Raw genomic sequence first — 24,977 nt, 5'->3', positions numbered from 1 at the left:
ACGAAAGCCGACGAAACCTAAGGGTCAGGCCGCCGGAGCGGGCTCCAGAGCCTCGGCGTCCGCGCGACGGCCGACCGGGTCACGGACCAGGAACATGCAAACCGCCGCGACGAACATGGATCCGCCGCCGAGCACCAGGGCGTAGATCGGCTCGCTGTTGAACCAGGTCTTCAGGGTCAGACCCAGGATGGTCGCGGCGACGAGCTGCGGGATGACGATGAAGAAATTGAAGATGCCCATGTAGACGCCCATCTTCTTGGCCGGCACCGCCCCGGCCAGGATCGAATAGGGCGCCGACAGGATCGAGGCCCAGGCGAAGCCCACCCCGACCATGCCGATCCACAGCAGCTTCGGATCGCGGATGAAATAGAACGAGAGCAGGCCCAGGCCGCCCAGGCACAGGTTCAGCGCGTGGCAGGCGCGCCGCCCGATCCGTTTGGCCAGCATCGGGAGCAGGAAGGCGGCCAGGGCCGCGACCCCGTTGTAGACCGCGAACAGCACGCCCACCCAGTCAGCCCCCTCGTTGTAGGCCTTCGAGGCGGTGTCGGTGGTCCCGAAGTGGACCTGGGTGACGGCGAGCGTCGTGAAGATCCACATGGCGAACAGGCCGAACCACGAGAAGAACTGGACCACCGCCAGCTGCCTCATGGTCGCCGGCATGTGGAAGAAGTCCTCGACGATCTCGAACAGGCCCTCGGAGGCGGCCCGGCCGCGCCGGCGCCAGCCGGCGAACAGCTGGACCAGGCCGAAGGCGGCGACCACGCCGGAAAGGATGTAGAGCTCCTTTTCCAGGCCGAAACGCTCGATCAGCACGGTGGCGACCGCGCCGACCACGGTCCAGATCAGGCCGCTGGCGAAGAAGGGCGGCGCCTTGCGCGCTTCCGCGGCCTCGGCCGGCCGGTCGGCGCGCTCGAACGCCTCGACTTCGGAGGGGCTGTATTCGCGCGTGGTCAGCACCGTCCACAGCACCGCGACCAGCAGCATGGCGCCGCCGATGTAGAAGGCCAGGCGCACCGACTCCGGCACGCCGCCGTCCGGCGCCTCGTTGCTGACGGCGAACCAGTGCGACAGCATCCACGGCAGGGCCGAAGCGAACACCGAGCCCACCCCGATAAAGAAGCTCTGCATGGCGTAGCCGGTGGTCCGCTGTTCTTCCGGCAGCAGGTCGCCGACGAAGGCGCGGAACGGCTCCATGGTTACGTTGACGGAGGCGTCCAGGATCCAGAGCGCTCCGGCCGCCATCCACAGCACGGGGGCGGTGGGCATGAAGAACAGGGCGGCGGTGGTGAGGATCGCGCCCCAGAAGAAGTAGGGCCGGCGGCGCCCCAACCGCCCCCAGGTCCGGTCGCTGAAGTGACCGACCAGCGGCTGCACGATCAGGCCGGTCACCGGCCCGGCGATCCACAGCAGCGGAAGCGCGCTCATGTCCGCCCCCAGCGTCTGGAAGAGACGGCTGGCGTTGGCGTTCTGCAGGCCGAACGCGATCTGGATGCCCAGGAACCCGAAACACATGTTCCAGATCTGGAAGAAGCTCAGGCGCGCCTTCATGGTCGTCCCCCCGAACGGCCGTTTTCAGTCTTTTTCTGCGGGCATCTGCGCACGGCCGGGCCGGCTTGGCAATCAGCGCGCCCTTTACAGCGGTCGACGAACGCCGAAACCTTAGCCGTCGATACCGCGGGGACTTGCAGGTGTTTGCAGTTGTTTGCAGAGGCCCCCCGCTCGGCTGCGCGCGCGCCGGGGAGCACTTCACGCCCTAGATATGCGGCCGCCGGCGCCCTAAACCGCACGCAGCGGTTCGCCGCTTCGGGTGTTGGGGTGTCATGAACTTTCGAGATCGCCTGCCCACGGCGCTGGGCGTGCTGGCGAAGGCCGCCTTTGTCGGCGCGGCCGGCTTCGCCCTCTGGAACGCGCTTATCCCGGGCGGTGACGACAAGAGCCTGTTCTTCTGGGACAAGCTCGCCCACTTCACCGCCTTCTACGTGGTCGCCCTGCTGGCCATTCCCGCTTTCCCGCGCGCGTCGCTGGCGGTCATCGCCGTGGCCCTCACGGGGCTGGGCGTCCTGATCGAGGTGCTGCAGGCCCTGCCGATGATCCATCGCGACTCGGACGTGAAGGACGTGGTCGCCGACGTCGCCGGCATCGCCTTCGCCCTGCTGCCGGTCCTGGCCTGGCGGCTGCGCGCGCTGGGCGCGCGCGCAACGCAGGAGACCGAAAAGAACGCGATCGTCGACCTGCCGACCGCCCGCAAACTGAAAAGCCGGGCGTGACGTCCGGCATCCGCACGCAGACCGCGGACTTCTCCTGGAACCCGCTGGTCGCGATCGCCGACGACGCCCACGCCCGGGCGCTGGCCCGCGGCGGCGTGTGGGCCGCCGGCCTGCTGGTCCTGAGCTACGCGCTCGTCCTGGCGAACGCCGTAAACGCCGCGACGCTCGTGACTGTGGCCCTCGTCGCCTGCGTCGCCGGCGCCCTCGCCTGGGGGCTCAGCGCCCGCGCCTCGGCCATCGCGGCGGGCCCGCTGCTGCTCTGGGTCGTCGTCGAGACGGCCGGGGACCTGTGGCTGGCGGTCACCGCCTTCAGCGTCACCCAAGGGCTGAACGCGCTGGTCGACCTGTTCAGCCTGGTCCTGGCCATCCAGGCCTGGCGCGGGTCTATCGCGCTCCGGCGCGCGACGCCGGCGGCGTGACCGGGGGCGCCTCTTCGCCCAGGTCGATGTGCGCGCGGACGTAGCCGCTGCGCCGCAGGAAATCCTCCAACGCCGCGGGATAGCCGGTGAACCGCCGCCCCTGACCGGCCGGGCAAGGCACGGCCTCGGCGGCGCAGCCCGAGGGCAAGGGCCAGCCCGCCTTGCGGTCGTAGCTCTGCAGCATCACCGACCAGGCCCATTCCAGCCGCCCGACCCGTGCGGCGTCGGCGACGAAGGCGGCGCAGGCGCTGTTCGACCCGAGCGCGCAGATCGGGCGGGCCGCCTCCATGTCGGCGCGGAAGACCGCGACGAAGCGGCCGCTGTCCGAGACGTCCACGACCTGTCCGGCGCGCACCTGCAGGATCTGCGGCGGGAACAGGGCCTGGCGCGGCGGCCCGAACACCGACAGGAAGCGCGCGTCCGGCAGCACGAATTCCGCGACGCCGTCGCCGTCGATCTCCTCCGGAAACACCGCCAGCGGCGCGCCCGGGCGGGGGCCCAGGTCGACGATCTTCCAGCCACGATCCACCGGCGCGGCGACCTTCAGCTGTGCGCCAGCCTCACCCCGGCTGCGATAGGCCAGGACCACCGAAGCGCCGCGGCTGTCGGGATCCAGCCGGCCCACGCCGTAGCGCGCGCCATCGAGCTCGGCGTCTTTCGGCAGGGAGAGGGCGACGGTGTCGCCCCCCGCGTCGCGCACCGTCAGCCGCGCCCCGCCGTCGCCGCGGGCCGCCTCGAACGACAGCTCCAGCCCGCCCGAGCGGACCTGCGCGCCGCGGCCGGGCCACGGCAACATGACGTTTTCCGGCGCGGCGTCACCGCCGCCGATCGCGAGGTTCGCCCGCATCGCCTCGGCCTCGGGGCGAGCGTCGAAGTGCGCCAGGGAGAACCGGGGCAGGCCGTTCGCATGCGCGACCGCCAGCACGGAGACCGCGACGAGGGCGCCGGCCGCGCCCGCTCCCCCGCGCGCGATGACCCGAGACCGCCGCGACGCGAGCCGCCGGGCCTCGGTCGGGCTGCGGTGGACGGCGGGACGGACGCCGTCCACCGCGGCGACCACGGCCGCCTGCGCCGCCCGGTCGTAGGCCGCGCGCCTGCGCGCATCGCCCAGCACCGCGAAGGCCGCGTTGATTTCCTTGATCCGGTCTTCCGAAGGCCCGGCCCCGCCGGCCCGGCGGTCGGGATGGTGCTGCCGCGCCAGGGCCAGGTAGGCGGCGCGGATCTGCGCCGCGTCGGCGTCCGGGGTCAGGCCGAGAACCGCGTAGGGATCGGCTGACCCGCTCATACGGTCCGGCCACCGCCGTGCGGAGCTGACGCGAACGCTCGCCACATGCCGATTCCCCTTCCCCGCGCGACCATAGACGAAAGCCGGAACGGGCGAGAGCCGTCGGAGAACGCTGTCATGCCAGCTTGACTGCAAAGGGGGTGCAAGCGAGAAACCAACGTTCGAGCGACAACGTCGTCTTCGATTCTGGGGCGTCGGCCTTGGGGGCGGTCGAGCGAGGTGGTGACCTACGCATGATCGATCTGCACTGCCATCTGCTGCCTGGAATCGACGACGGGGCTCCGGATCTGGAGACCTCGCTGGAGATGGCCCGCGTCGCGGTCGCCGACGGCATCCAGATCACCGCCTGCACCCCGCACATCATGCCCGGCTACTACGAGAACACCGGCCCGGACATCCGCGCCCGCGTGGACCGGCTGCAGACGCAGCTGGACGAGGCCGGCATTGTGCTGGAGCTGGTCGCGGGCGCCGACGTGCACCTGGTCCCCGGCCTGGCCCCGGGGTTGCGCTCCGGCCGCCTGCTGACCCTGGCGGATTCCCGCTACTTCCTGTTCGAGCCGCCCCACCACGTGGCGCCGCCGCGCATGGAAGACGCCGTGTTCGACGTGATGGCGGCCGGCTACCAGCCGCTGATCACCCACCCCGAGCGGCTGCGCTGGATCGAGAGCCACTACGAGGTGATGACCCGCATCGCCCACGCCGGCGCCTGGATGCAGATCACCGCCGGCTCGCTGACCGGTCGCTTCGGCAAGCGCGCCCAGTACTGGGGCGAGCGCATGCTGGACGAAGGCCTGGTCCACGTGCTGGCCACCGACGCCCACAACCTGCGCAACCGAAGGCCCGCCCTGGCCGAGGCTCGCGACCTGGTCGCTCGCAGGCTCGGCGAGCAGGCGGCGACCGACATGGTGATGACCCGCCCGCTGGCGGTGCTGGCGAACGCCCCGCCGGCCAGCCTGCCGACCGCCGTCGGCGTGCGCCGCGAACCGACCAAGCGTCCCGGCCTGCTCAGCCGGCTGTTCCGCGCCGCATGAGCTGGAGAAAGGCTGCCCCCATGGCTTCAAGAGCTCCCCTGGCGATCGCCGTGGCCTGCGCCCTGCTCGGCGCCGGCGCGGCCCACGCTCAGGATCGGGACCCGGCCCAGGTTGCGACGACCGCGCCAGGCGTCCACGCGACGCCCCGCGGCGAGTACCGGATCGGCGCGCTCGACAAGCTGAACATCACCGTTTTCCAGGTGAAGGACCTGACGCTGGACCGGGTGCAGGTGGACGCCAGCGGGCGCATCCTGCTGCCGCTCATCGGCCAGGTCATGGCCGGGGGCCGGACCACGACCGAGCTCTCCGACGAGATCGCGGCCAAGCTGGAGGCCAGCTATCTGCAGCATCCGCAGGTGTCAGTGGTGGTTTCCGAAGCCGCCAGCCAGAAGGTCACGGTCGACGGCGCCGTGACCGAGGCCGGGGTGTTCGAGCTGCGTGGCCGCACCACCCTGCTGCAGGCGGTGGCCATGGCCAAGGGCCCGGCGCGCAACGCCAATCTCAAGCGGGTCGCGGTGTTCCGTCAGGTCGACGGCCAGCGCCAGGCGGCGGTGTTCGATCTGAGCGCCATCCGCAAGGGCAAGGCCGAGGATCCGGAGATTTACGGCGACGACGTGATCGTGGTGGACAGCTCGGGCCTCAAGGGGGCCTGGCGCGAGGTTCTGGGCGCCCTCCCGGCGTTCAGCATCTTCCGACCGTACTGAGATCGAAACGAGTTCGGGCGCGGGGGCGCGCCCACCACCGGCAACGGGCGGGGCGAGATGAGCGGCGACGACACGAATGAAGGCGAGTACGGCGCCCTGCGGCGGTTCCAGTCGATCGACGGCGGCCGCACCGGCCTGCCGACCGTTCGCGAATCCAGCGCCCTGCTGCAGTGGACCCCAGTCGCCGAGGAAGCCGGGGCGAACGCCTTCAACATCGGCGAGTACTGGCGGCTGCTGGTCAAGCACCGGGTGGTGATCGGCGCGACCTTCGCCGTGTGCCTGGCCCTGGGCGCGGCGGCGACGATGCTGATGACCCCGGTCTACACCGCCACGACCACCCTGCAGATCGACCGTCAGGCGGCGAAGGTCACCGAGGACGACGACACTTCCCCGCGCGACTCGATGGTCGCCGGCGAAGAGTTCTTCCAGACCCAGTACGGCCTGCTGCGCAGCCGCTCGCTGTCCCTGCGCGTGATCGACAGCCTTGGCCTGGCCGGCTCGGACAAGTTCCTGAAGCAGATGGGGATCACGCCGCCCAAGCCCGAGCCGGGCAAGCGACCGCCCAACCGCCGCGAGCAGGTGCTGCGCCTGGTGCAGGCCAACCTCGGGGTCAATCCGGTGCGCGGCTCGCGCCTGGTCAGCGTCACCTTCGACAGCCCCGACGCCCAGCTGTCGGCCCGGGTCGCCAACGCATTCGCCGAGAACTTCATCCAGTCGAATCTGGACCGCCGCTTCGAGTCCTCCTCCTACGCCCGCGAATTCCTCGAGCAGCGCCTGGCCCAGGTGAAGGCCAAGCTGGAGGAATCCGAGCGCCAGCTGGTCGCCTACGCCGCCCAGCAGCAGATCATCGAGACCGGCGACCACGCCGGCGCCGCCCAGTCGCTGGACACCAACAACCTGCTGGCCCTGAACTCGGCCCTGGCCGCCGCCAAGACCGAGCGCGTGCGCGCCGAGGAGCGCTGGCGCGAGGCCAAGAGCGCCCCGCTGATGAGCCTGCCGGAGGTGCTGCAGAGCCAGACCGTCCAGCAGCTCAGCCAGGAGCGGGCCCGACTGACGGCCGAGTACGAGCAGAAGCTGCGCGTGTTCAAGCCGGACTTCCCCGAAATGCGCCAGCTGAAGGCGCAGATCGACGAAGTGAACCGTCAGATCCAGGCCGAGGCCGGCAACATCCGCGCCTCGATCCAGGCCCAGTACACCATCGCGATGAACCAGGAGGCCTCGCTGCAGCAGCAGGTCGCCGGCCTCAAGTCCGACGTGCTGGACCTGCGCGACCGCAGCATCCAGTACAACATCCTCCAGCGCGAGGTGGACACGTCGCGCACGCTCTACGAGGGCCTGCTGCAGCGCTACAAGGAGATCGGCGTCGCCGGCGGCATCACCACCAACAACATCTCGGTGGTCGACCGGGCCGACCCGCCGCTGGGGCCGTCCAAGCCGAACCTGATGCTGAACATGATGCTGGCCGCCGTGCTGGGTCTGGGCCTGGGCGTGCTGGCCGCCTTCGTGATCGAAGCGCTGGACGAGACCCTGGCCACCCCGGACGACGCGGAGCAAAAGCTGGGCGTGCCGATCCTCGGCAGCATCCCGCTGCTCGAGAAGGGGGTCACCCCGCCCGAGGCTCTGGCCGACATCCGTTCGGGCTTCGCCGAGGCGTACTACTCCCTGCGCACCGCCCTGCAGTTCTCCACGCCCGACGGCATTCCGCGCTCGCTGCTGGTGACCAGCACGCGCCCGGGCGAAGGCAAGTCGACCACCTCGCTGGCCGTCGCGCTCAACCTGGCGCGGCTGGGCCAGCGGGTGCTGCTGATCGACGCCGACCTGCGCAATCCGTCGATGCACCGCAGTCTGGGCGCCGACAACAGCCGCGGCCTGTCCAACGTGCTGGCCGGCGTCTCCACCCTGGGGGAGGTCGTGCAGTCGACCGGCGCCTCGGCCCTGTCCTTCGTCGCCTGCGGACCGCGGCCGCCGAACCCGGCCGAACTGCTGGCCGGCAGCCGGGTGCGCGCCTTCCTGGAGGAGGCCCAGGCCCGATACGACGTGGTGGTCATGGACGGCCCTCCGATCGCGGGCCTCGCCGACGGGCCGGTGCTGGCCTCGATGGTCGGCGGCACCATCTTCGTGCTGGAATCCCGCGGCACCCGTCGCGGCCAGGCCCGCAACGCGCTGGCCCGCCTGCATATGAGCCGCGCGCGCCTGCTGGGCGCCCTGTTGACCAAGTTCGACCCCCGCATCGCCAGCTACGACTACGCCTACGACTATGACTACGGCGTCGACGCCAAGAAGCGCGCCCAGGCGTGAGCGCGCGGTGAGCGAGGCTGCAGAACGCCGCCCGGCCGAACCGGCCAAGCGCCTGGCCGCCGCGGCGGCGATCGGCGTAGGCGCGCTCATGGCCTGGCAGATCGTCGCCCAGGCCGCGGCCGACCGCCTGCCCCCGGCGGCGGCCCTGAAGCTCGCGCCCCGCTCGCCTCGCCTGCTAGCCCTGGAAGCCGAGGCCGAGCTTGAGGCCGGACGCCCGGCGGCCGCCGAGTCCCTGGCCCGTCGCGCCCTCCTCGCCCAGCCGCTGAACGCCCGCGCGCTCCGCGTGCTCGGCATCGCCGTCGACCGCGGCGGCGACCCGCAGCGTGCCGACGATCTGGTGACCCAGGCCGGCAACTGGAGCCTGCGCGACGGTCCCGCCCACGTCTGGCTGGTCGACCAGCGCCTGCGCCAGGGCGACTTCGCGTCGGCCTTCGCCCACGCCGACGCCCTGATGCGCCGCAAGCCGGAGCTGCAGCCGCACTTCTTCAAGCTGCTCTCCGCGGCCGCCGCCGCCGACCGCCGCGCGCTCGCCCCCATCGCCGAACGCCTGGCGCACCAGCCCGCCTGGCGCGAACCCTTCCTGCAGAACCTCGCCTCAACCCCCAAAGGTCTGGAGAGCGCCGCGACCCTGGCGATCATGCTGCAGCCCGGCCGCGCGCCCCTGAGCGACAAGGAGCAGGGCTTCCTGCTGACCCGCCTGGTCAACGGCGGCCAGTTCGCCGACGCTGCCGGCCTGCGCCGCCGGCTCGCGCCGGCGGCCGCGGCCGTCAGCCCCTTCGACGGCGAGTTCGACGACCGCGCCGGTCCCGCGCCGTTCCGCTGGCAGATCGAGTCAGGCGCCGGCGCGTCGGTTGAGATCGCGCCGGACGACCGGCTGGCCGGCCAGTCGGCCCTGCGTGTCGAGTACGACGGCTATTCCACACCGGGCCTGATCCACCAGTTCGTGGTTCTGTCGGCCGGCGCGCACGAGCTCGAGGTGCGCTGGCGCAGCGACACGCCGGTGCCCGCCGAGCGGCTGGCCTGGACGGTGCGCTGCATCGGGGACAACCGGATCGCGGCGCGCGCCGTCCAGCCCGCCGCCGCGGCGCCGACACCCTGGCGCGCATCGTCCATCCGGTTCGAGGTCCCGGCCGAGGGCTGCGCGGCCCAATGGCTGGAGCTGAGGGCCCTGCCCGGCGATCGGCGCACCACGCTGGTGGTCTGGTACGACGGGATGAAGATTCGCCCGGCGAACGGCTCCGCCGAAAAATAGGTGGCCCAACAACGGTTTGCGGGACCGGGTGCGATCATCCCATTGCAAGGGTCGACGAACACAGATCGGCGAAGCTTGCGGCTAGGCTTGCGGGCGGCTACCAGAGACCTAACCGCAAAGCTTGCGGGCTGTTTCGACCAGGGGTGTGTTCATGCGCAAGTCAGTTCTCGCCGTGACGGCGGGCCTGCTACTCGTCGCGGGCCAAGCCGCCGCGGGCAACACCGCCACCGTGCGGGTCGGCGACCGAGTCGGCGCCAAGAGCGGCGCGGCCAACGAGTTCGCCGCCGAAGCGTTTGTCCCCTGGCTGATCGTAGGCGCCGCCGTCGTGACCGCGACGGTCGTCGCCAACGAAGACGACAGCCCGACCAGCCCGTAATCGACCACGGCCGCCTCGGGGCCGGTTCCAGTATCGGCCGATGAGGCGCGGGTGATCGCCAGAGTTCGAGAGGGTCGGCAGGACGTGATGGCCATTATGGCGTTCGTCCTGCTGGCCCTTTCTGTCGTTTTGGGGGGCGCCAGCCGCGAGAACGCCCTGCCCCTGGCGCTGGTCGAGCTTGCGGCCACGCCCCTGCTGGTGATCGCCGGCCGGCGGCTGATCGCCTCCGGCGCGTGGCGCGAGCACAAGTTCCCCCTGGCGCTGCTGGCCGGCCTTGTCGCCGTCCCCCTGCTTCAGCTTCTTCCCCTGCCCTTCGGCCTGTGGCGACAGCTGCCCGGCCGGGCGCCCGTCGCGGCGGTCGCGGATCTGGCCGGCGCGGCGCCCGCATGGGCTACGTTCAGCCTGACCCCGGAAGCGACCTGGCGCGCCGTCCTGGCCCTGATCCCGCCGGCGGCCATGTTCCTGGCCGCCCTGACGGTGTCCTCCGACGCGCGTCGGCGCATGGCGGTCGGCTACCTGCTCGCGGCGATCCTCAGCCTGCTGCTCGGGGCGCTGCAGCTCCTCGGCGGCGTCGACGGGCCCTTCTATCCCTACGCCAGCACGAACTACGGCTCGGCCGTGGGCCTGTTCGCCAACCGCAATCACCTGGCCGCCCTGCTGGTGGCGAGCCTGCCCCTGGCCGGCGTGTTCGTCGGCGAGGCGCTGTCCAGCCGGCGGCGCGACCGGAGCCTGCGCATGGTGCTGGCGGGGCTGTTCTACCTGCTGGTGCTGGTCGGGATCGCGTCGGTGCGCTCGCGCGCCGGCATCCTGCTGGCGGGCCCCGCCCTGGTGGCCAGCCTGCTGATCGTGTGGCGCACCACCGGCGCGCGGCGGACCACGCCGGCGGTGCTCGGCGTGGCCGGTGTCAGCGCCGCCGCCCTGGCCGCCGTCGCCCTGTTCGCCCTGAATCCGATCCTCGCCCGCTTCGACGAGCAGGGCCCCGAGGGCCGCTTCGAGACCTGGCCGACCATCACCCAGGCAGCCGACGCGCACCTGCCGCTGGGCGCGGGTGTCGGGGCGTTCGACGTCGTGTATCGGACGGTCGAACCGCTGGAGTCGGTCGGCGAGACCTTCCTCAACCACGCCCACAACGACTTCCTGGAGACCTGGCTCGAGACCGGCTGGCTGGGCGCCGCCGTGCTCGCCGGCTTCGTAGCGTGGTGGGCGAAGCGCAGCTGGCGCGCCTGGACGGCGGACGGCGGCGACCTCGCCCGCGCCGCCTCGGCCGCGATCGCGCTTTTGTTGCTGCACTCGGCGGCGGACTATCCTCTGCGCACCGAGACCCTGGCCGTCTTCCTGGCCTTCTGCTGCGCGGTGCTGGAGCGCGGCGGCGCCCGCCAGCGCCGCACACCGGCTTGAGGCGTCAGAGCCGCGCGTCGACCCCGGCCTGCGAGAGGACCGACTTCACGTCGTAGATCACGTGCGGCCCGTTCCCGAGGCGACGCAGCCCCTCGTGGCCCAGCGCGACGAACTCCGGATGGCCGACCGCCAGCACGATGGCGTCGTAGGCGCCTTCCTTGGGCTGCTCGACCAAGCCGAAGCCGTACTCGTGGCGCGCATCCTCCGGCGACACCCAAGGATCCCAGATGTCGACCTCGGCGTTGAAGCGCTGCAGCTGGCGCACGACGTCGACCACGCGGGTGTTGCGGATGTCCGGGCAGCCCTCCTTGAAGGCCAGGCCCAGCACCAGCACCTTGGCCCCCACCGGATTGATGCGGTTGGTCGCCATCAGCCGCAGCACCTGGTCGGCCACGTAGGCGCCCATCCCGTCGTTGATGCGCCGCCCGGCCAGGATCACCTCGGGGTGGTGGCCGATCTCCACCGCCTTGTGGGTCAGGTAGTACGGGTCCACGCCGATACAGTGGCCGCCCACCAGGCCCGGCCGGAAGGGCAGGAAGTTCCACTTGGTGCCGGCTGCGGCCAGCACCTCGTGGGTGTCGATGCCCAGCCGGTTGAAGATCATCGCCAGCTCGTTGACGAGCGCGATGTTCAGGTCGCGCTGGGTGTTCTCGATCACCTTGGCCGCTTCGGCGACCCGGATCGAGCTGGCCTTGTGAGTGCCGGCCGAGACGATCGCGGCGTAGAGCGCGTCGACATAGTCGGCGATCTCCGGCGTAGAGCCGGAGGTCACCTTCACGATGTCGGTCAGGCGGTGGGCCTTGTCGCCCGGGTTGATGCGCTCGGGGCTGTAGCCGCAGAAGAAGTCGCGGTTGAAGGTCAGGCCCGACACCTTCTCCAGGATCGGCGCGCACACCTCCTCGGTCGCCCCCGGGTAGACCGTGGATTCGAAGATCACGACGTCGCCGCGCTTCAGCACCGAACCGACCGAACGGCTGGCGGCGACCAGCGGACCGAAATCGGGGCGCTTGGCTTCATCGATGGGGGTCGGCACCGTCACCACGAAAGTGTTGCAGCCGGCGAGTTCCTCCAACTTATGGGTGAAGCTCAGCTGCTCGGCTCGGACGAAGTCCTCCGGCTCCGACTCGCGCGTGCGGTCCGCGCCGGCCTTCAGCTCGGCGATGCGGCCCGCGTCGATGTCGAACCCTACGGTCAGAAAGCGGCGGCCGAACGCCAGCGCGAGTGGCAAACCGACATAGCCCAGCCCCACCACCCCGAGGTGCGCAGAGTCGATGGAATGCATGTCCGATTCCCCCGATCCGGGGGCATGACCCGCACTGTCAGTCGCGCCCGACCGCCGAGCCACGTTTCGGCGCGCGGGGTTGTACGCGCGACTCGCAAGCGCCGCCCCCACGGCGCCAAGGGAGTCTTCCCTCGCTATCGGATACATGGCAAGCGGCGACACCCGCGTTCGCGGACCGCGGCAGAAAGACGAGCGAGACGGACATCAGATGCGCATACTGGTCACCGGAACGGCCGGGTTCATCGGCTTCCACCTCGCCCGTCGGCTGATCGCGCAGGGCCACGAGGTCTTCGGCGTCGACGGCATGACGACCTACTACGACGTCAAGCTGAAGGAGGCGCGCCACGCCCTCCTGAAGCGCCACAACGGCTTCTCCGAGCACGTTCTGATGCTGGAGGACAAGACCGCGCTGGAGCAGGTGGTCGAGGCCGCGCGGCCCGACGTGATCGTCCACCTCGCCGCCCAGGCCGGGGTCCGCTACAGCCTCGAGAACCCGCGCGCCTACGTCGACTCCAACCTGATCGGCACCTTCAACATCCTGGAGCTGGCGCGCGCCCACCGGGTCGGCCACCTGCTGCTGGCCTCGACCAGTTCCGCCTACGGCGCCAACACCGAGATGCCGTTCGGCGAGACCCAGCGCTGCGACCACCCGCTCACCTTCTACGCGGCCACCAAGAAGGCCACGGAAGAGATGAGCCACGCCTACAGCCACCTGTGGGACATCCCCACCACCGTGTTCCGCTTCTTCACCGTCTACGGCCCGTGGGGCCGGCCGGACATGGCGTTGTTCAAGTTCGTGAAGGGCATCCTCTCGGGCGAGCCGATCGACATCTACAACAACGGCCAGATGGAGCGGGACTTCACCTACGTCGACGACCTGGTCGAAGGCATCGAGCGGCTGATTCACGCGGTCCCGGTGAAGGGCGAGCCGGCGCAGGGCGTGGTCGATTCCCTGAGCCCGGTCGCACCGTGGCGACTGGTCAACATCGGCCGCGGCGCGCCGGTGAACCTGCTGGAGTTCGTCGAGGCCATCGAGAAGCAGCTCGGCCGCGAGGCCGTGCGCAACTACATGCCCATGCAGGCCGGCGACGTGCCAAAGACCTGGGCCGACGCCGAGCTGCTGGTCGCCCTGACCGGCTACCGTCCGTCGACGACCGTCGAGGACGGCGTGCGGGCCTTCTGCGACTGGTATCTGGAGCACTACGCCCCGGCGGGCGCCTAACAGACCAGGCGAAGGCCGCCGCCGCCGACGTCGGCGGTGACGATCCAGGCCCGCGCCAGCTCCAGATAGAACAGCGCGTCGCCCCGCCCCGTCTCAAGCGTGCGGCGGACCTCATCGGCCGAGCCGCCGGCGGTGCGGCACGCGCGTGCGTCCGTCCGCGCGTGGCGCAGGCATTCCACCGCGCTGGCGGCGGCGTAGTACAGCCGTGCGGGCGGCACGCGCCCCTGGCGATCCTGCGAAACGAGCTGGTGGTGATACCGCTTCAGAAGCCGGCGCTCGGCGGCGCTGAAGCCGCTGACGTCAGGGCATTCGAAGTCACTGCAAACGATGGTCATGTCGCCTCCGCTGAGGGAGAGCCATGCCTGATCCGGTCCCGGGCGCCGGCCCCGTAGACCTACGGGGGCGCTGAATTTTCAGAGAATTCCGGCGCGAGTCGCCGCTGCGACGGCCTGGGCGCGGCGCTTCACCCCCAGCCGCCGGCAAGCGTTGTCCAGATGCTCGTCGACCGTGCGAGGGCTCAGCCCCGTGATCTGCGCGATGTCCCAGGAGCTCTTGCCCTCGGCCGCCCAGCGCAGGCACTCGGCCTGACGCGGCGTGAGCAATCCCGCCGTCGGGAACTTGGCCGAGAACTCCACCTTCAGCCGGTCGGCTTCCGGCGCCGAGGCCATGCCCCAGCGGCGCGTCAGCGCCTCGAACAGCTCCGTCAGCCGCGCGAGGCGCGCCTCCGACAGGAACGGCAGGAACCAGACCGGCGGCTCGGGCCCCAGCGGCCGCGCCTTGGGATTGTCGAGCGAAATGCCCGCGATCTCGGCGGTGGCGCGCTCCACGTTGTAGGCGAACAGCTGCAGGTCGCCGGGCTCGGCGCCCTGCCGTCGCCGGCGCGCCTCTTCGAACGCGCCGAAGGCGCCGTGGCGCGCCACCAGCACGGCCGCTTCCTCGCGGACCGCTCGGTGAAAGGCCATGTTGGCCCGGATCCCCATCGCCCCGACGCTCGACTGCGGCTTCCCTGAACGACGTACATACATCCTAAGACTTGCCACGCGAAGGTTCCGCCGACACCAAGGACCTCGCCCGGGGATGCGCGTCGTTGCTGCTGGTTCTGATCTACATATTCGTCCAGTTCGCGGTGGTCGCGCTCACGTGCACCTTCGGCGGCCGTTACGAGCGCTACGCCGCCCTGGTGGTTCTGGCCGGCACCACCCTGGGCGCGCTGGGGATGAAAGCCTCCACCAGCCTGCTGGCGCGCGACGCCGCCATGGCGATTGTGAACGCCGGCATGTTCCTGGGCGCCTTGTGGATCTGGTGGCGCTGCCGCGCGCCGTGGGCGACCGCCCTGGTGGTGGTCGAAGCGTTGCCGGTTGATCTGATCCGGTTGTTCATCCACGCCCTGGCCCCGGAGCAGCGCGGCGTGCTGCGGGCCTTGTGGTGGGTCTCCAGCGTCTTGGCCTACCTGCAGCTCGGCGTGCTCGTGTTCGCCGTGTTGCGCCGCGAACTCGGGCCGCCGATCGGGCTAAGATCGGCTCCAGACCACCGGCCGCCCGCGTCCGCCTGATCGCCTCAGGCCGCCACCGCGGCGGCGACCTCCGTCGACCCGACAGGCGCCGCCATAGGCGCGGTCACGGCCGCCGCCGGGTCCATCCAGCCCAGCCGGCGGGCCAGCCGCTGAGCCCAGGCGTCGAGGTCGCGCGAGTGCTCGGCGATCCAGGCCTGGGCCTGGCGCTCCAGCGCCTTCAGATTGCGCCCCGAGGCCAGATCGCTGCGCTCGCTGACGCCGGCGCTCAGCGGGCCGTCGATGCGGGTGTACTGCAGCTCGCCGCCCTGGTTGAGGAACAGGTCCGCCTGGTAGGCCACGCCGTCGGCCGCCGCCTGAGCGGCTATGGCGATCAGGGCCGAGCCCTTGCGCCGGTCCAGCCAGCGTTCCGGCGTCCACTTGCGCGTCTTCCTGGCCGGGAAGGCCCGGGTCGGACGCCCCGTGCCCAGGGACAGCACGAAGATCTTCTCGTGGCCCCAGTCCATGCGCGCGGCCTCGGCCAGCACGGCCATCGCCGGGTCGTTGGCGAACAGGGTCCCGCCGATCAGCGGCATCGGCTTGCCGGACGCGAAGGCGTTCTTCACCTCCGCCGGCTGGAACCAGGTCGGGGTGGCCGTCGTCGCGCGCACGGCGTCGCGATAGCTCGCGTCCAGGTCGCTCCAGGCGTAGGGGCCGCCAGCCACCAGGTGCGCCGGCCGGCGCGCCTCCAGGTCGTAGGCGGTCATCATCACCGGAGCGAGGCACTCGCTCAGCCGCGTCGCGCCGAACAACTCGCCGAGCAGGCGCTCCAGGCGGCGGTGGTCGTACAGCCCCTCGCCCACGCGCGGCGCGAACCAGCCGTTCGGATAGATCTTGCGCACGCGCTTGCGGAAGAAGGCGACCAGTCCGTCCACCCCCAGCACAGCCCGGTCGCGATCGGCCCCGGCCGGCGCGGTCAGCCCGGCGGCCAGCAGACCCCCGGTCTCGGTTCCTGCGATCAGGTCGAAGCACTCGTGCGCCTCGGGACGGCGGCCCAGGCGCTCCCCCACGCGCCCTAGCAGCTCCTGCAGGACCAGCGCCGGCAGCAGCCCGCGCACGCCTCCCCCGTCGATCGACAGCACGAAGCGCGCCATCCCAGCCCCCACTGTTAAGGTTCGCTTAACTCTGTTCAGGAACCCGCGTTTTCTGCAAGCGGACCAATTGCGAGGGACCCGGCCTGTGGCCTCGACGCCGCAGGCCCCGAAACAGGAGCGGCAACGGGCGGTATTTTCGCGTCAGGGCCGCTCCGGAGCGCACGATTTGTGCACTGCGGCAGGCAATGAAGGGATGATCCGATCCGGCGCTCGAGGCGGCGATGCCGGCGCGGCGGCGGTTCTTGCGCGCACGATTGGAAATTTTTGGTCCTGAGCAGCCCGTTTTCGGCTTCGGACGGTGTTTGGAGTAAGCTTCGCCGGTGAACCGCGCGCCCTACAGCTACCGCGACGACCCCGCCGTCCCGGCCTTCCCCGACGACCGGCCTGTCATCGTGTTCGACGGCGCGTGCGTGTTCTGCTCGGGGTGGGCGAAGACGGTGCTGCGCCACGACCGGCGGCGGCGCTATCGGCTGGCCACGGCCCAGTCGCCGCTGGGCCAGGCGCTCTACGTCCACTTCGGGCTGGAGCCGCAGGACTACGAGACCAACCTGCTGATCGAGGACGGGCGCGCCTGGACGAAGTCCGAAGGCACCATCCGCATGTTCGAGGGCCTGGGCGCGCCCTGGTCGGCGGCCGTGGTCATGCGCGTGCTGCCCGAGCCGATCCGCGACGCGCTGTACGAATTCGTCGCCCGCAACCGCTTCCGCCTCGCCGGCCGGCGCGAGGTCTGCTTCGTGCCGCAGCCCGGCGACCGGGAAAGGGTCCTCGGATGAAGCTGCTGATCCTCGGCGGCTACGGCATGTTCGGCGGCCGCCTGGCCCGACTCCTGGCGGACGAGCCGCGCCTGACGCTGGTGCTGGCCGGCCGGTCGCGGTCGAAAGCCGACGCCTTCGCCGCGACCCTGCCGTCGGGCGGCGCGCGGATCGAAACCGCCGTGTTCGACCGCGACGGCGACGTGGGCGCGCAGCTCGCGGCCCTGGCCCCCGACATGGTGGTCGACGCCAGCGGCCCCTTCCAGGGCTATGGCGAGGCGCCCTACCGGGTGGTCGAGGCGGCGCTGGCGGTCGGCTGCGACTACCTCGACCTGGCCGACGGTTCGGACTTCGTGCTGGGGATCGGCCGTTTCGACGAGGTCGCCGGGGCGCGGGGCCGCTTCGTGCTGTCCGGCGTCAGCAGCTGCCCGCTGCTCACCGCGACGGTGGTGCGCAGCCTTGCGCACGACATGGCCAGGGTCGATCGCGTGGTCGCCGGCATCGCCCCCTCGCCCTTCGCGAAGGTGGGATTGAACGTCGTGCGGGCGGTGATCGGCTATGCCGGAAAACCCGTGCCGCTGGTCCGCGACGGCCGCCCTGCGCTCGGGACCGGCTGGGCCGAGAGCCGGCGCTTCGTGATCCGTCCGCCCGGCCGCGTGCCGCTGAAGAACATGCGCTTCTCGCTGGTCGACGTGCCGGATCTGCGCGTGATGCCCGAGCTCTGGCCGGAGGTGCGCGAAGTTTGGATGGGCGCGGGCACGCTGCCGGAGAGCCTGCACCGCGTGCTCAACGCCCTGGCCGGCCTGGTCCGGTCGGGCCTGGCGCCCTCGCTCGCCCCGCTGGCGCCCCTGGCCAACCGCGTGATGAACGCGCTCCGCTGGGGCGAGCATCGTGGCGGCATGTTCGTCGAGGTCGCCGGCGCCGCCGCCGACGGTCGCTCGATCACCCGGTCCTGGCACCTGACCGCCGAGGGCGACGACGGCCCGCACATTCCGTCGATGGGCGTCGAGGCGATCGTGCGGCGCATGCTCGACGGCAAGACGCCCGCCGTCGGCGCCCGCCCGGCGACGCACGAACTGGACATGGCCGACTACGAGCGGCTGTTCGCCCGGCGAGCCATTCACACCGGCGTGCGCGAGCCCGCGCCCCCCGACGCCCCGCTCTACCGCCGCATCCTCGGCGAAGCCTTCGAGCGCCTGCCCGAGCCCGTCCGCGTCCTGCACGACCTCGGAGACGGCGGCGAGACGACCTTCGAGGGCGTCGCCGACGTCGAGCGGGGGCGCAATCCCCTGGCCACCCTGGTCGCCGCCGTGATCGGCTTCCCGCGCGCCGGGCGCGACGTGCCGGTGACCGTCCGCTTCCGCAGCACGCCCGCCGGCGAGGTCTGGCGCAGGACCTTCGCCGGACACTCGTTCTTCAGCGTGCAGTCGGAGGGCCGCAGGCGCGCCGAGGGCCTCGTCACGGAGAGGTTCGGCCCGATGGCCTGCGACTTCGCCCTGGTGCTGGAAGGCGAGCGCCTGAAGCTGGCGGTGCGCGGTTGGCGGATGTTCGGCGTTCCCATGCCGGCCGCGCTCGCGCCCGGCGGCGAGATGTACGAGGCGGCGGAGGACGGGCGCTTCCGCTTCCACGTCGAGATCGGTCTGCCGCTGGTGGGCCTGGTGGTTCGCTATCGCGGGACGCTGGCCCGATCCGGACGCGAACCCGACGCGGCGCCGGCCCAGGCCGCCTGAAGGCGACCCAATCGGCCGTTCGGCCGTTTCAGGACCACGCCCGCGATCAGCGGTCGCGCCCGCACGGAATCGACCCTAAATAGCCGCCCATGTCGAACGTCTCCGCTCCCCACATCGTCCGCGTCGCCATCATCGGTTCCGGCCCCGCCGGCTGGACCGCGGCGATCTACGCCGCCCGCGCCCTGCTGAAGCCCGTCGTGTTCGCCGGCCTCCAGCCCGGCGGCCAGCTCACCATCACCACCGACGTCGAGAACTATCCGGGCTTCGCCGACGTCATCCAGGGTCCCTGGCTGATGGACCAGATGCGCGCCCAGGCCGAACACGTCGGCGCCGAAGTGATCCATGACGTGGTGGTCGAGGCCGACCTGTCGAAGCGGCCGTTCCGCCTGAAGCTCGATAGCGGCGCCGAGTACCTGGCCGAGACCGTGATCATCTCCACCGGCGCCCAGGCCAAGTGGCTGGGCCTGCCGTCCGAGCAGCACTTCCGCGGCTTCGGCGTGTCGGCCTGCGCGACCTGCGACGGCTTCTTCTATCGCGGCAAGCACGTGGCCGTGGTCGGCGGAGGCAACACCGCGGTCGAAGAGGCCCTGTTCCTGACCAACTTCGCCGAGCAGGTGACCCTGATCCACCGCCGCGACGAGCTGCGGGCCGAGGCGGTGCTGCAGGAGCGCATGCGCCACAACCCCAAGATCAAGGTGATCTGGGACACCGCCATCGAAGAGGTGCTGGGCACCGAGAACCCGACCGGCGTCACCGGCCTGCGCCTGATGAACCTGAAGTCCGGCGAGGTGTCGGAACTGGCCGTCGACGGCTTCTTCGTCGCCATCGGCCACGCCCCGTCGTCGGAGCTGTTCAAGGGCCAGCTCGAGACCAACGAGGGCGGCTATCTCAAGGTGAAGCCGGGCACGGCGTCGACCGCCATCCCGGGCGTGTACGCCGCCGGCGACGTCACCGACGACGTCTACCGCCAGGCGGTCACCGCCGCCGGCATGGGCTGCATGGCCGCCCTGGAGGCCGTGCGCTTCCTGGCCGAGGAAGACCACGCCCGGTCCAGGCACCCGATCAGTCACGCCGAGGCAGAGAAGATCGGCCAGTGGTGATCCGCGACGCGCGCGAGGGCGACCAGCTCGCCGTCGCGCGCCTCACCGACCCGGCCTTCGCCGGTCCCAAGTTCACGCGCTGGCGGAATCCAGCAGCCGCATCAGCTCGGAATCCAGCTTCAGCCGCGCAGCCCCGACGATGTCGTTAAGCTGCTCGACGCTGGTTGCGCTGGCGATGGGCGCGGTGACGCCGGGCCGAGCCATCAGCCAGGCCAGGGCGACCTGAGCCTGGGTCGCGCCCAGCCGGTCGGCCGCCTCGTCCAGAGCCGCCAGGATGCGCAGGCCGCGATCGTTCAGGTACTTCTTCACCCCGCCGCCGCGGGCGCTTTTGCCGAGGTCGGCCTCGGAGCGGTACTTGCCGGTCAGGAAGCCGCTGGCCAGGCCGTAATAGGTGATCGCGCCGACCTGTTCGCTCTGGCAGAGCGGCTGCAGTTCGGCCTCGAAGTCGGAACGGCTGTAGAGGTTGTAGGGCGGCTGCACGCTTTCATATCGCGGCAGGCCCAGCCGGCCGCTGGTCTCGAGCGCCTCCTTCAGGCGCGGCGCCTCGATGTTCGACGCCCCGATCGCGCGCACCTTGCCCTGCTCGATCAGCTTGGCGTAGGCGCCCAGGGTCTCCTCGAAGGGCGTCGCCCTGTCGTCCACGTGCGACTGGTAGAGGTCGACATAGTCGGTCTTAAGCCGCTTCAGCGAACCTTCGATCGACGAGGTGATGTAGGCGGCCGACAGCCCCTTTCGGTCGGGACCCAGCTCCCAGCCGACCTTGGTGAAGATCAGCACGTCGTCGCGGCGGCCGCGCGCCTGCAGCCAGTCGCCGACTATGGTCTCGGACTCGCCGCCGACGTGGCCAGGCACCCAGGCGGAATAGGCGTCGGCGGTGTCGACGGCGTTGAAACCGGCGTCGACGAAGGCGTCCAGCACCCGGTGCGAGGTCGCCGCGTCGGCGGTCCAGCCGAAAACGTTGCCGCCGAGGACCAGCGGGGCGAACTCGAGGGACGAGCGACCGAGCCGACGTTTCTGCATGCGAGCCTCCGAACGGCCGGACCCTGCGCCCGGCGCGCGCGACAGATAGGGACGGCCGAGCTCGGCGTTAAGCCCGGCTCAGGCCGCGGGCGAAGCGGGCTCGCCGCCGGCGGCCTCCGGCGCGGCGGCCGGGCTCGGCGTCTCGGCCTCGAACCGGCGCAGCTTCTCGTTGATGCGGGCGATGTCGTCGGCGGTGGGCTTGCGCCGACCGCCCAGCACAGCGGCCACCCGGCCGTGCCCGTCCTCGGAGGCCAGCACCACCGTGTTCTCCGCGTCGGGCAGGCGCGGACGGGCGAAGCGGGCCTCGTCGATGAACGGCTCGCGCCCGGCGTAGCGCTGGACGAAGGCGGCCGGCTCGCCGGGGCTTCCGGCCCAGCGGTAGAAGATGTGGGTGCCGATCTGGCCGACCTTGCGCACGGTCGGACTCCACCACGGCAGCACGTAGTCGGCGTGATAGTGGGTGGCCGTGCCGACCTCGGCGACCACCTGGCCGGCCAGGGCCCGCTCGGCGACGACCTTGGCGCGGTCCCACGCCCAGGGCACGACGCCCCCGGCCATGGCGCCGTCGCAGGTGAAGGAGAACTGGCAGCCGGTGGTCCGCTCGGCGCCCTGGAACACCACCCCGCAAACGCTGGCGGGGAAGTTCGGGTCGCGCACCCGGTTCAGCACGACCTGGGCGACCGCGGCCTGGCCCTTGTCGCTCTCCAGCGCGGATTCGTAATAGACCGCCTGGGTCAGGCAGCGCAGCGCCTTCTTGCGCTCCGCGGCCGAGCCCTGGAAGACGAACGGCCGCGCCGGCTTCAGCTCGCCGGCGGCGATCGGGATCAGCGCGTTGATCTGGCGCGCGCGATCGCCGTCCAGGGCGCCGATGCCGAGATCTGGACGCACGGACACGTCGTAGTTCGGCCAACCTTCGACCCGGCCCCACTCCTGCGGCTCGGCGGCGGGATCGTGGCGGGCGGCGAGCGCGCGGGCGGCCGGGTCCATGCCGGCGGCGAGCGCCTTCAGCGCGTCTTCCGACAGCGAACCGCCGGTGACCTTCAGAATGTGCTCGTGCGCGCGATCCGGCGCCGGCCCCGGGCTCGAACTGGCCGAGAGCGCGGTGGCCAGGACGGCCATGGCCGTCGCGGCTCCGCCGAGCGCGCCGAGCGCGCGAGACTGCTCTCGCGAAACCGCTCCAAACATCCGCTCTGCTTTCCCTCGTGGCGCGGGCCCCGCCGGCTCCGCAAAGGTACTACGTCGCCCCCGGAGGGGTAACGGCGTTTTCGGGCGGCTTCGTGGCGCCCCGGGAGACCGGTGTCAAAGACTGAGTGCGGCGACGACGCTTACTTGTGACCGAGCGTGGCGCGCAGCATCCAGGCGTGCTTCTCGTGAGCTTCCAGGCGCATGGTGATGGTGTCCACGGTGGCCTGGTCGTCGGCCTCGTCGGCGACGCTCAGGGCGGCCCGCGCGGTGCCGATGACCGTCTCGTGGTCGCGCATCAGCTCTTCAAGCATGCCGCTCGCCGCCTTCTCCGGATCCCCGTCCTTGATCGAAGTCAGGTTGGCGAAGGCGCCATAACCCTGGGGCGCGAACTCGCCCAGGGCCCGGATGCGCTCGGCCATCTCGTCCAGCGCCTGCCACATCTCGGTGTACTGGGCCTCGAACATCTTGTGCAGCTCGCCGAAGTTCGGGCCGCGGACGTTCCAGTGATAGCCGTGGGTCTTGAGGTACAGCGCGTAGCTGTCGGCCAGCAGCTTGGTCAGTCCGGCGGCGATCTCGCCGCGCTGTTCGGCCGTGAAGCCGGTCCGGATGTCGACAGCCATGCGGTGATGCTCCCTGTAGCGCCTGACGTGAGGTAGGCGCCCGCGGCCGCCCGCCAAGGTCGCGAGGGGGCCAGCGCGACCGGCGCGCCGCCCCGCGACGCAGGCCGTAACGCCTGCGGCCGTCGCCGCGTTCCCGGCACTAGCGGGGCGACCGCTGAGCGAATACCCTCGGTCGGCGGGGCTTAGGGGCGAGGTCCGGGGTGGCGTTCAAGCGTTTGCTCGATCGGATCGCCGCGCGCGATCGCCGGCTGACCGCGGTCGCCGCCGGGACGTGCACGCTCGCCGCCCTCGCCGCCGGCGCGCTGGTCCAGCAGACCCCCGCCCTGGCGGTTCCGTTGGTCTTCCTGGGCGGCGCCGGAGCGGCTTTCGCCCTGTCGCGTCTGGGCCAGCGCCCGCAGCCTGCTGTCGGCGAACAGCGCGAAAGCGACGCGCGTTTCCGCCTGGTCGCCGACGACGCGCCGGTGATGCTGTGGATGGGCGACGCCGAGGGCGGCGGGCTCTACCTCAACCGCATGTTCCGGGACTTCTGGGGCCACCGAACTCCGGAAAGCCTCGCCGGCATGGGCTGGTTCGAACTGGTCCACCCCGAGGACCGCGAGAGCCTGAAGGCCACCATCGTGGCCGGCGTCGCCTCGCACGCGCCCTTCACCATGTCGCCGCGCCTGATGCGCGCGGACGGCCAGTGGCGGCTGATCGACGCCACCGCCGTGCCGCGCTTCAGGCCCTGTGGCGCGTTCAAGGGCTTCATCAGCGTCTGCCACGACGTCACCGAGGCGCGCGCCGCCGACGCCGCGCGCCTGGAGAGCGAAACGCGCTTCCGCCTCATCGCCGACAGCGCCTCGGTGTTCATGTGGGTCAGCGAACTGGGCGCACGGTTCGTCTTCGTCAATCGCGCCTATCTGGACTTCGCCGGCGTCACCTACGAGGAGGCCCTGCAGAAGAGCTTCGTCGAGCGGCTGCACCCGGACGACCGGGATCGCGTGCTGGGCGTGCAGGCCGCGGGCATGGCCAGCCGCAAGCCGTTCGCCTTCGAGGCCCGGTTCCAGCGGGCCGACGGCGAGTGGCGCTGGCTCCGGGCCCAGGCCACGCCTCGCAAGGGGCCGGGCGGCGAACACGCCGGCTATGTCGGCGTCGCGGTCGACGTCACCGAGGCCAAGCAGGCCGAGAGCGACCTGAAGCGCATCAACGAGCTGCTGGAGGAGCGGGTCGCCGCGGCGCTGGCCGAGAAGGCCGACGCCGAAGCCGCCCTGTTCCACGCCCGCAAGATGGAGGCGGTGGGCCAGCTGACCGGCGGCGTGGCCCACGACTTCAACAACCTGCTGACGGTCGTGATCGGCGCGCTCGACATGATCCTCAAGCACCCCGAGGACGGGGCCAAGCGGCGCCGGCTGGGCGAGGCGGCCCTGGCCGCAGCGCGTCGCGGGGAACGCCTGACCCATCAGCTGCTCGCCTTCTCGCGACGCCAGGCCCTGCGGCCCGAGACCTGCGACGTCAACGCGCTGATCCGCGACGGCGAGCCCCTGACCCGGCGCGCGGTGGGCGAGGCCATCGCCTTCGACCTGCGGCTCAGCGAGGGCGCGGCGACCGCGCGGGTCGACACCGCCCAGTTCGACGCCGCCCTGCTGAACCTGGTCGTCAACGCGCGCGACGCGACGTCGGCGGGCGGCGAGATCACGGTCGAGACCGAACGCCTGGACGTCTCGGCCGACCAGGTGCCGGAGCTCGCGCCGGGCGCCTACGTGGTCGTGCGCGTGCGCGACAGCGGCGTGGGCATGAGCGCCGACGTGCTGTCCCAGGTGTTCGAGCCCTTTTTCACCACCAAGCCGGCCGGCAAGGGCACGGGTCTCGGCCTTTCGCAGGTCTACGGCTTCGCCCGCCAGTCCGGCGGCGTGGCCCACCTGGAGAGCGCCGAGGGCCGGGGCACCACCGTGGCCCTCTACCTGCCGGCCGCCGAGAGCCAGCCGGAGGCCGCCCGGCCGCGAACCGTCGGAACGCCGTCGACCCGCGTGCTGCGGGTGCTGCTGGTCGAGGACGACCCGTCGGTCGCCGTCATCGCCGAGACCATGCTGGTCGAGCTGGGCCACGCGGTCATGCGGGCGGAGAACGCCGAGCAGGCGCTGAAGCTGCTGCACGCCGACCGGCCGGTCGACCTGCTGCTCACCGACGTGATCATGCCGGGCGGGGTGAACGGGGTGGAGCTGGCGCGCCTGGCCTCGGTCCTGCGCCCCGGGCTGGCGGTCCTGCTCAGCTCAGGCTACGCGGGCGAAACGGTCGACGCCGCCCTGGCCGAAGCGCCCTGGCCGTTCCTGAAAAAGCCCTACGACGCCGACGAGCTGGCCGCGACCCTGCAGGCCCTGGCCCCTTCCCGCGAAACGGAAACCGCCTGATCCGTC

General features: G+C 71.4%; 23 protein-coding genes. 14 read left to right on the top strand and 9 right to left on the bottom strand.

Translation table 11 applies throughout. The annotated features are described in order from the left end of the window. Positions 1-24: 24 nt before the first annotated feature. The gene (locus H8B08_RS01875) at positions 25-1,548 is read right to left on the bottom strand and encodes an MFS transporter (RefSeq protein ID WP_187448515.1); all 1,524 of its coding nucleotides are present in this window, start codon (positions 1,546-1,548) and stop codon (positions 25-27) included. Positions 1,549-1,820: 272 nt separating this feature from the next. On the opposite strand from H8B08_RS01875, the gene H8B08_RS01870 reads away from it, so the two are divergent. After that, positions 1,821-2,267 carry a VanZ family protein gene (locus H8B08_RS01870; RefSeq protein WP_187448514.1) on the top strand — a complete coding sequence of 149 codons (447 nt, stop codon included), beginning with the start codon at positions 1,821-1,823 and terminating at the stop codon, positions 2,265-2,267. After that, the gene (locus tag H8B08_RS01865; RefSeq protein ID WP_187448513.1) at positions 2,264-2,686 is read left to right on the top strand and encodes a hypothetical protein; all 423 of its coding nucleotides are present in this window, start codon (positions 2,264-2,266) and stop codon (positions 2,684-2,686) included. Before H8B08_RS01870 ends, H8B08_RS01865 begins: the two co-directional genes overlap by 4 nt. Here H8B08_RS01865 and H8B08_RS01860 read toward each other — a convergent pair. Next, positions 2,652-3,971 carry a J domain-containing protein gene (locus H8B08_RS01860; protein WP_187448512.1) on the bottom strand — a complete coding sequence of 440 codons (1,320 nt, stop codon included), beginning with the start codon at positions 3,969-3,971 and terminating at the stop codon, positions 2,652-2,654. The two genes, H8B08_RS01865 and H8B08_RS01860, sit on opposite strands and share 35 nt — an antisense overlap. A 233-nt stretch (positions 3,972-4,204) precedes the next feature. On the opposite strand from H8B08_RS01860, the gene H8B08_RS01855 reads away from it, so the two are divergent. The 6 genes from H8B08_RS01855 to H8B08_RS01830 all read left to right on the top strand — a co-directional run bounded on the left by H8B08_RS01855 (position 4,205) and on the right by H8B08_RS01830 (position 11,030). Continuing rightward, on the top strand, positions 4,205-5,002 hold the full coding sequence (locus tag H8B08_RS01855; protein ID WP_187448511.1) for a tyrosine-protein phosphatase: 798 nt from the start codon (positions 4,205-4,207) through the stop codon (positions 5,000-5,002). A gap of 20 nt (positions 5,003-5,022) precedes the next feature. Further along, the gene (locus H8B08_RS01850) at positions 5,023-5,706 is read left to right on the top strand and encodes a polysaccharide biosynthesis/export family protein (RefSeq protein ID WP_187448510.1); all 684 of its coding nucleotides are present in this window, start codon (positions 5,023-5,025) and stop codon (positions 5,704-5,706) included. Positions 5,707-5,763: 57 nt separating this feature from the next. Next, the gene (locus H8B08_RS01845; protein ID WP_187448509.1) at positions 5,764-8,004 is read left to right on the top strand and encodes a polysaccharide biosynthesis tyrosine autokinase; all 2,241 of its coding nucleotides are present in this window, start codon (positions 5,764-5,766) and stop codon (positions 8,002-8,004) included. A gap of 7 nt (positions 8,005-8,011) precedes the next feature. Next, positions 8,012-9,256: a type IV pilus biogenesis/stability protein PilW gene (locus tag H8B08_RS01840; RefSeq protein ID WP_187448508.1), complete on the top strand. Its 1,245-nt coding sequence runs from the start codon at positions 8,012-8,014 to the stop codon at positions 9,254-9,256. Between the two features lie 151 nt (positions 9,257-9,407). Next, positions 9,408-9,632, top strand: coding sequence for a hypothetical protein (locus tag H8B08_RS01835; RefSeq protein WP_187448507.1), 225 nt, complete (start codon positions 9,408-9,410; stop codon positions 9,630-9,632). An 87-nt stretch (positions 9,633-9,719) separates the two neighbouring features. After that, a complete protein-coding gene (locus H8B08_RS01830) occupies positions 9,720-11,030 on the top strand; it encodes an O-antigen ligase (protein ID WP_187448506.1) in 1,311 nt (436 codons plus the stop codon). 4 nt (positions 11,031-11,034) lie between these two features. Here the strand turns inward: H8B08_RS01830 and tviB are convergent, their stop codons facing one another. After that, positions 11,035-12,312, bottom strand: coding sequence for a Vi polysaccharide biosynthesis UDP-N-acetylglucosamine C-6 dehydrogenase TviB (gene tviB / locus H8B08_RS01825; protein ID WP_187448505.1), 1,278 nt, complete (start codon positions 12,310-12,312; stop codon positions 11,035-11,037). A gap of 208 nt (positions 12,313-12,520) precedes the next feature. Here tviB and H8B08_RS01820 point away from each other — a divergent pair, with 208 nt between their 5' ends. Beyond that, positions 12,521-13,534: an NAD-dependent epimerase gene (locus tag H8B08_RS01820; protein WP_187448504.1), complete on the top strand. Its 1,014-nt coding sequence runs from the start codon at positions 12,521-12,523 to the stop codon at positions 13,532-13,534. Here H8B08_RS01820 and H8B08_RS01815 read toward each other — a convergent pair. Continuing rightward, positions 13,531-13,869, bottom strand: a complete 339-nt coding sequence (locus H8B08_RS01815) for a hypothetical protein (protein ID WP_187448503.1) — start codon at positions 13,867-13,869, stop codon at positions 13,531-13,533. The two genes, H8B08_RS01820 and H8B08_RS01815, sit on opposite strands and share 4 nt — an antisense overlap. Before the next feature lie 78 nt (positions 13,870-13,947). After that, on the bottom strand, positions 13,948-14,496 hold the full coding sequence (locus H8B08_RS18870) for a helix-turn-helix transcriptional regulator (RefSeq protein WP_255500614.1): 549 nt from the start codon (positions 14,494-14,496) through the stop codon (positions 13,948-13,950). Between the two features lie 125 nt (positions 14,497-14,621). On the opposite strand from H8B08_RS18870, the gene H8B08_RS01805 reads away from it, so the two are divergent. Then, the gene (locus H8B08_RS01805) at positions 14,622-15,086 is read left to right on the top strand and encodes a hypothetical protein (RefSeq protein ID WP_187448502.1); all 465 of its coding nucleotides are present in this window, start codon (positions 14,622-14,624) and stop codon (positions 15,084-15,086) included. A gap of 5 nt (positions 15,087-15,091) precedes the next feature. Here H8B08_RS01805 and H8B08_RS01800 read toward each other — a convergent pair whose 3' ends face one another. Then, positions 15,092-16,177 carry a patatin-like phospholipase family protein gene (locus H8B08_RS01800; RefSeq protein ID WP_187448501.1) on the bottom strand — a complete coding sequence of 362 codons (1,086 nt, stop codon included), beginning with the start codon at positions 16,175-16,177 and terminating at the stop codon, positions 15,092-15,094. 320 nt (positions 16,178-16,497) lie between these two features. Between H8B08_RS01800 and H8B08_RS01795 the strand changes: the two genes are divergently transcribed. The 3 genes from H8B08_RS01795 (at position 16,498) to trxB (ending at position 19,759) form a co-directional block, all read left to right on the top strand. Next, positions 16,498-16,950 carry a DCC1-like thiol-disulfide oxidoreductase family protein gene (locus tag H8B08_RS01795; RefSeq protein WP_187448500.1) on the top strand — a complete coding sequence of 151 codons (453 nt, stop codon included), beginning with the start codon at positions 16,498-16,500 and terminating at the stop codon, positions 16,948-16,950. Further along, a complete protein-coding gene (locus H8B08_RS01790) occupies positions 16,947-18,659 on the top strand; it encodes a DUF4166 domain-containing protein (protein ID WP_187448499.1) in 1,713 nt (570 codons plus the stop codon). Before H8B08_RS01795 ends, H8B08_RS01790 begins: the two co-directional genes overlap by 4 nt. An 89-nt stretch (positions 18,660-18,748) precedes the next feature. Beyond that, a complete protein-coding gene (gene trxB / locus H8B08_RS01785) occupies positions 18,749-19,759 on the top strand; it encodes a thioredoxin-disulfide reductase (RefSeq protein WP_187448498.1) in 1,011 nt (336 codons plus the stop codon). A 72-nt stretch (positions 19,760-19,831) separates the two neighbouring features. Here the strand turns inward: trxB and H8B08_RS01780 are convergent, their stop codons facing one another. The 3 genes from H8B08_RS01780 to H8B08_RS01770 all read right to left on the bottom strand — a co-directional run bounded on the left by H8B08_RS01780 (position 19,832) and on the right by H8B08_RS01770 (position 22,584). Continuing rightward, entirely contained in the window at positions 19,832-20,779 is a 948-nt protein-coding gene (locus H8B08_RS01780; RefSeq protein ID WP_187448497.1) for an aldo/keto reductase, read from the bottom strand. A 78-nt stretch (positions 20,780-20,857) separates the two neighbouring features. Continuing rightward, positions 20,858-21,898, bottom strand: coding sequence for a cell wall hydrolase (locus H8B08_RS01775; protein WP_255500613.1), 1,041 nt, complete (start codon positions 21,896-21,898; stop codon positions 20,858-20,860). Positions 21,899-22,104: 206 nt separating this feature from the next. Continuing rightward, positions 22,105-22,584 (bottom strand): Dps family protein, encoded by a 480-nt coding sequence (locus H8B08_RS01770; RefSeq protein ID WP_187448495.1) that lies wholly within the window; start codon positions 22,582-22,584, stop codon positions 22,105-22,107. A 200-nt stretch (positions 22,585-22,784) separates the two neighbouring features. On the opposite strand from H8B08_RS01770, the gene H8B08_RS01765 reads away from it, so the two are divergent. Next, positions 22,785-24,971: a PAS domain-containing sensor histidine kinase gene (locus tag H8B08_RS01765; RefSeq protein ID WP_187448494.1), complete on the top strand. Its 2,187-nt coding sequence runs from the start codon at positions 22,785-22,787 to the stop codon at positions 24,969-24,971. Positions 24,972-24,977: the final 6 nt, after the last annotated feature.

The organism is Caulobacter sp. 17J80-11 (assembly GCF_014349105.1).
Classification (GTDB): domain Bacteria; phylum Pseudomonadota; class Alphaproteobacteria; order Caulobacterales; family Caulobacteraceae; genus 17J80-11.
Note: the sequence above shows the minus strand (reverse complement) of the source record. Positions and strands in the feature narration are given on the sequence as shown.

What these genes read in the sequence shown, in the direction of transcription:
- H8B08_RS01815 (WP_187448503.1), bottom strand. Translation starts at nt 13,869, where the DNA reads ATGACCATCGTTTGCAGTGACTTCGAATGCCCTGACGTCAGCGGCTTC.
- H8B08_RS01875 (WP_187448515.1), bottom strand. Translation starts at nt 1,548, where the DNA reads ATGAAGGCGCGCCTGAGCTTCTTCCAGATCTGGAACATGTGTTTCGGG.
- H8B08_RS01770 (WP_187448495.1), bottom strand. Translation starts at nt 22,584, where the DNA reads ATGGCTGTCGACATCCGGACCGGCTTCACGGCCGAACAGCGCGGCGAG.
- H8B08_RS01800 (WP_187448501.1), bottom strand. Translation starts at nt 16,177, where the DNA reads ATGGCGCGCTTCGTGCTGTCGATCGACGGGGGAGGCGTGCGCGGGCTG.
- H8B08_RS01855 (WP_187448511.1), top strand. Translation starts at nt 4,205, where the DNA reads ATGATCGATCTGCACTGCCATCTGCTGCCTGGAATCGACGACGGGGCT.
- H8B08_RS01870 (WP_187448514.1), top strand. Translation starts at nt 1,821, where the DNA reads ATGAACTTTCGAGATCGCCTGCCCACGGCGCTGGGCGTGCTGGCGAAG.
- H8B08_RS01860 (WP_187448512.1), bottom strand. Translation starts at nt 3,971, where the DNA reads ATGAGCGGGTCAGCCGATCCCTACGCGGTTCTCGGCCTGACCCCGGAC.
- H8B08_RS01775 (WP_255500613.1), bottom strand. Translation starts at nt 21,898, where the DNA reads ATGGCCGTCCTGGCCACCGCGCTCTCGGCCAGTTCGAGCCCGGGGCCG.
- H8B08_RS01820 (WP_187448504.1), top strand. Translation starts at nt 12,521, where the DNA reads ATGCGCATACTGGTCACCGGAACGGCCGGGTTCATCGGCTTCCACCTC.
- tviB (WP_187448505.1), bottom strand. Translation starts at nt 12,312, where the DNA reads ATGCATTCCATCGACTCTGCGCACCTCGGGGTGGTGGGGCTGGGCTAT.
- H8B08_RS18870 (WP_255500614.1), bottom strand. Translation starts at nt 14,496, where the DNA reads ATGGCCTTTCACCGAGCGGTCCGCGAGGAAGCGGCCGTGCTGGTGGCG.
- H8B08_RS01780 (WP_187448497.1), bottom strand. Translation starts at nt 20,779, where the DNA reads ATGCAGAAACGTCGGCTCGGTCGCTCGTCCCTCGAGTTCGCCCCGCTG.
- H8B08_RS01835 (WP_187448507.1), top strand. Translation starts at nt 9,408, where the DNA reads ATGCGCAAGTCAGTTCTCGCCGTGACGGCGGGCCTGCTACTCGTCGCG.
- H8B08_RS01845 (WP_187448509.1), top strand. Translation starts at nt 5,764, where the DNA reads ATGAGCGGCGACGACACGAATGAAGGCGAGTACGGCGCCCTGCGGCGG.
- H8B08_RS01830 (WP_187448506.1), top strand. Translation starts at nt 9,720, where the DNA reads ATGGCCATTATGGCGTTCGTCCTGCTGGCCCTTTCTGTCGTTTTGGGG.
- H8B08_RS01850 (WP_187448510.1), top strand. Translation starts at nt 5,023, where the DNA reads ATGGCTTCAAGAGCTCCCCTGGCGATCGCCGTGGCCTGCGCCCTGCTC.
- H8B08_RS01790 (WP_187448499.1), top strand. Translation starts at nt 16,947, where the DNA reads ATGAAGCTGCTGATCCTCGGCGGCTACGGCATGTTCGGCGGCCGCCTG.
- trxB (WP_187448498.1), top strand. Translation starts at nt 18,749, where the DNA reads ATGTCGAACGTCTCCGCTCCCCACATCGTCCGCGTCGCCATCATCGGT.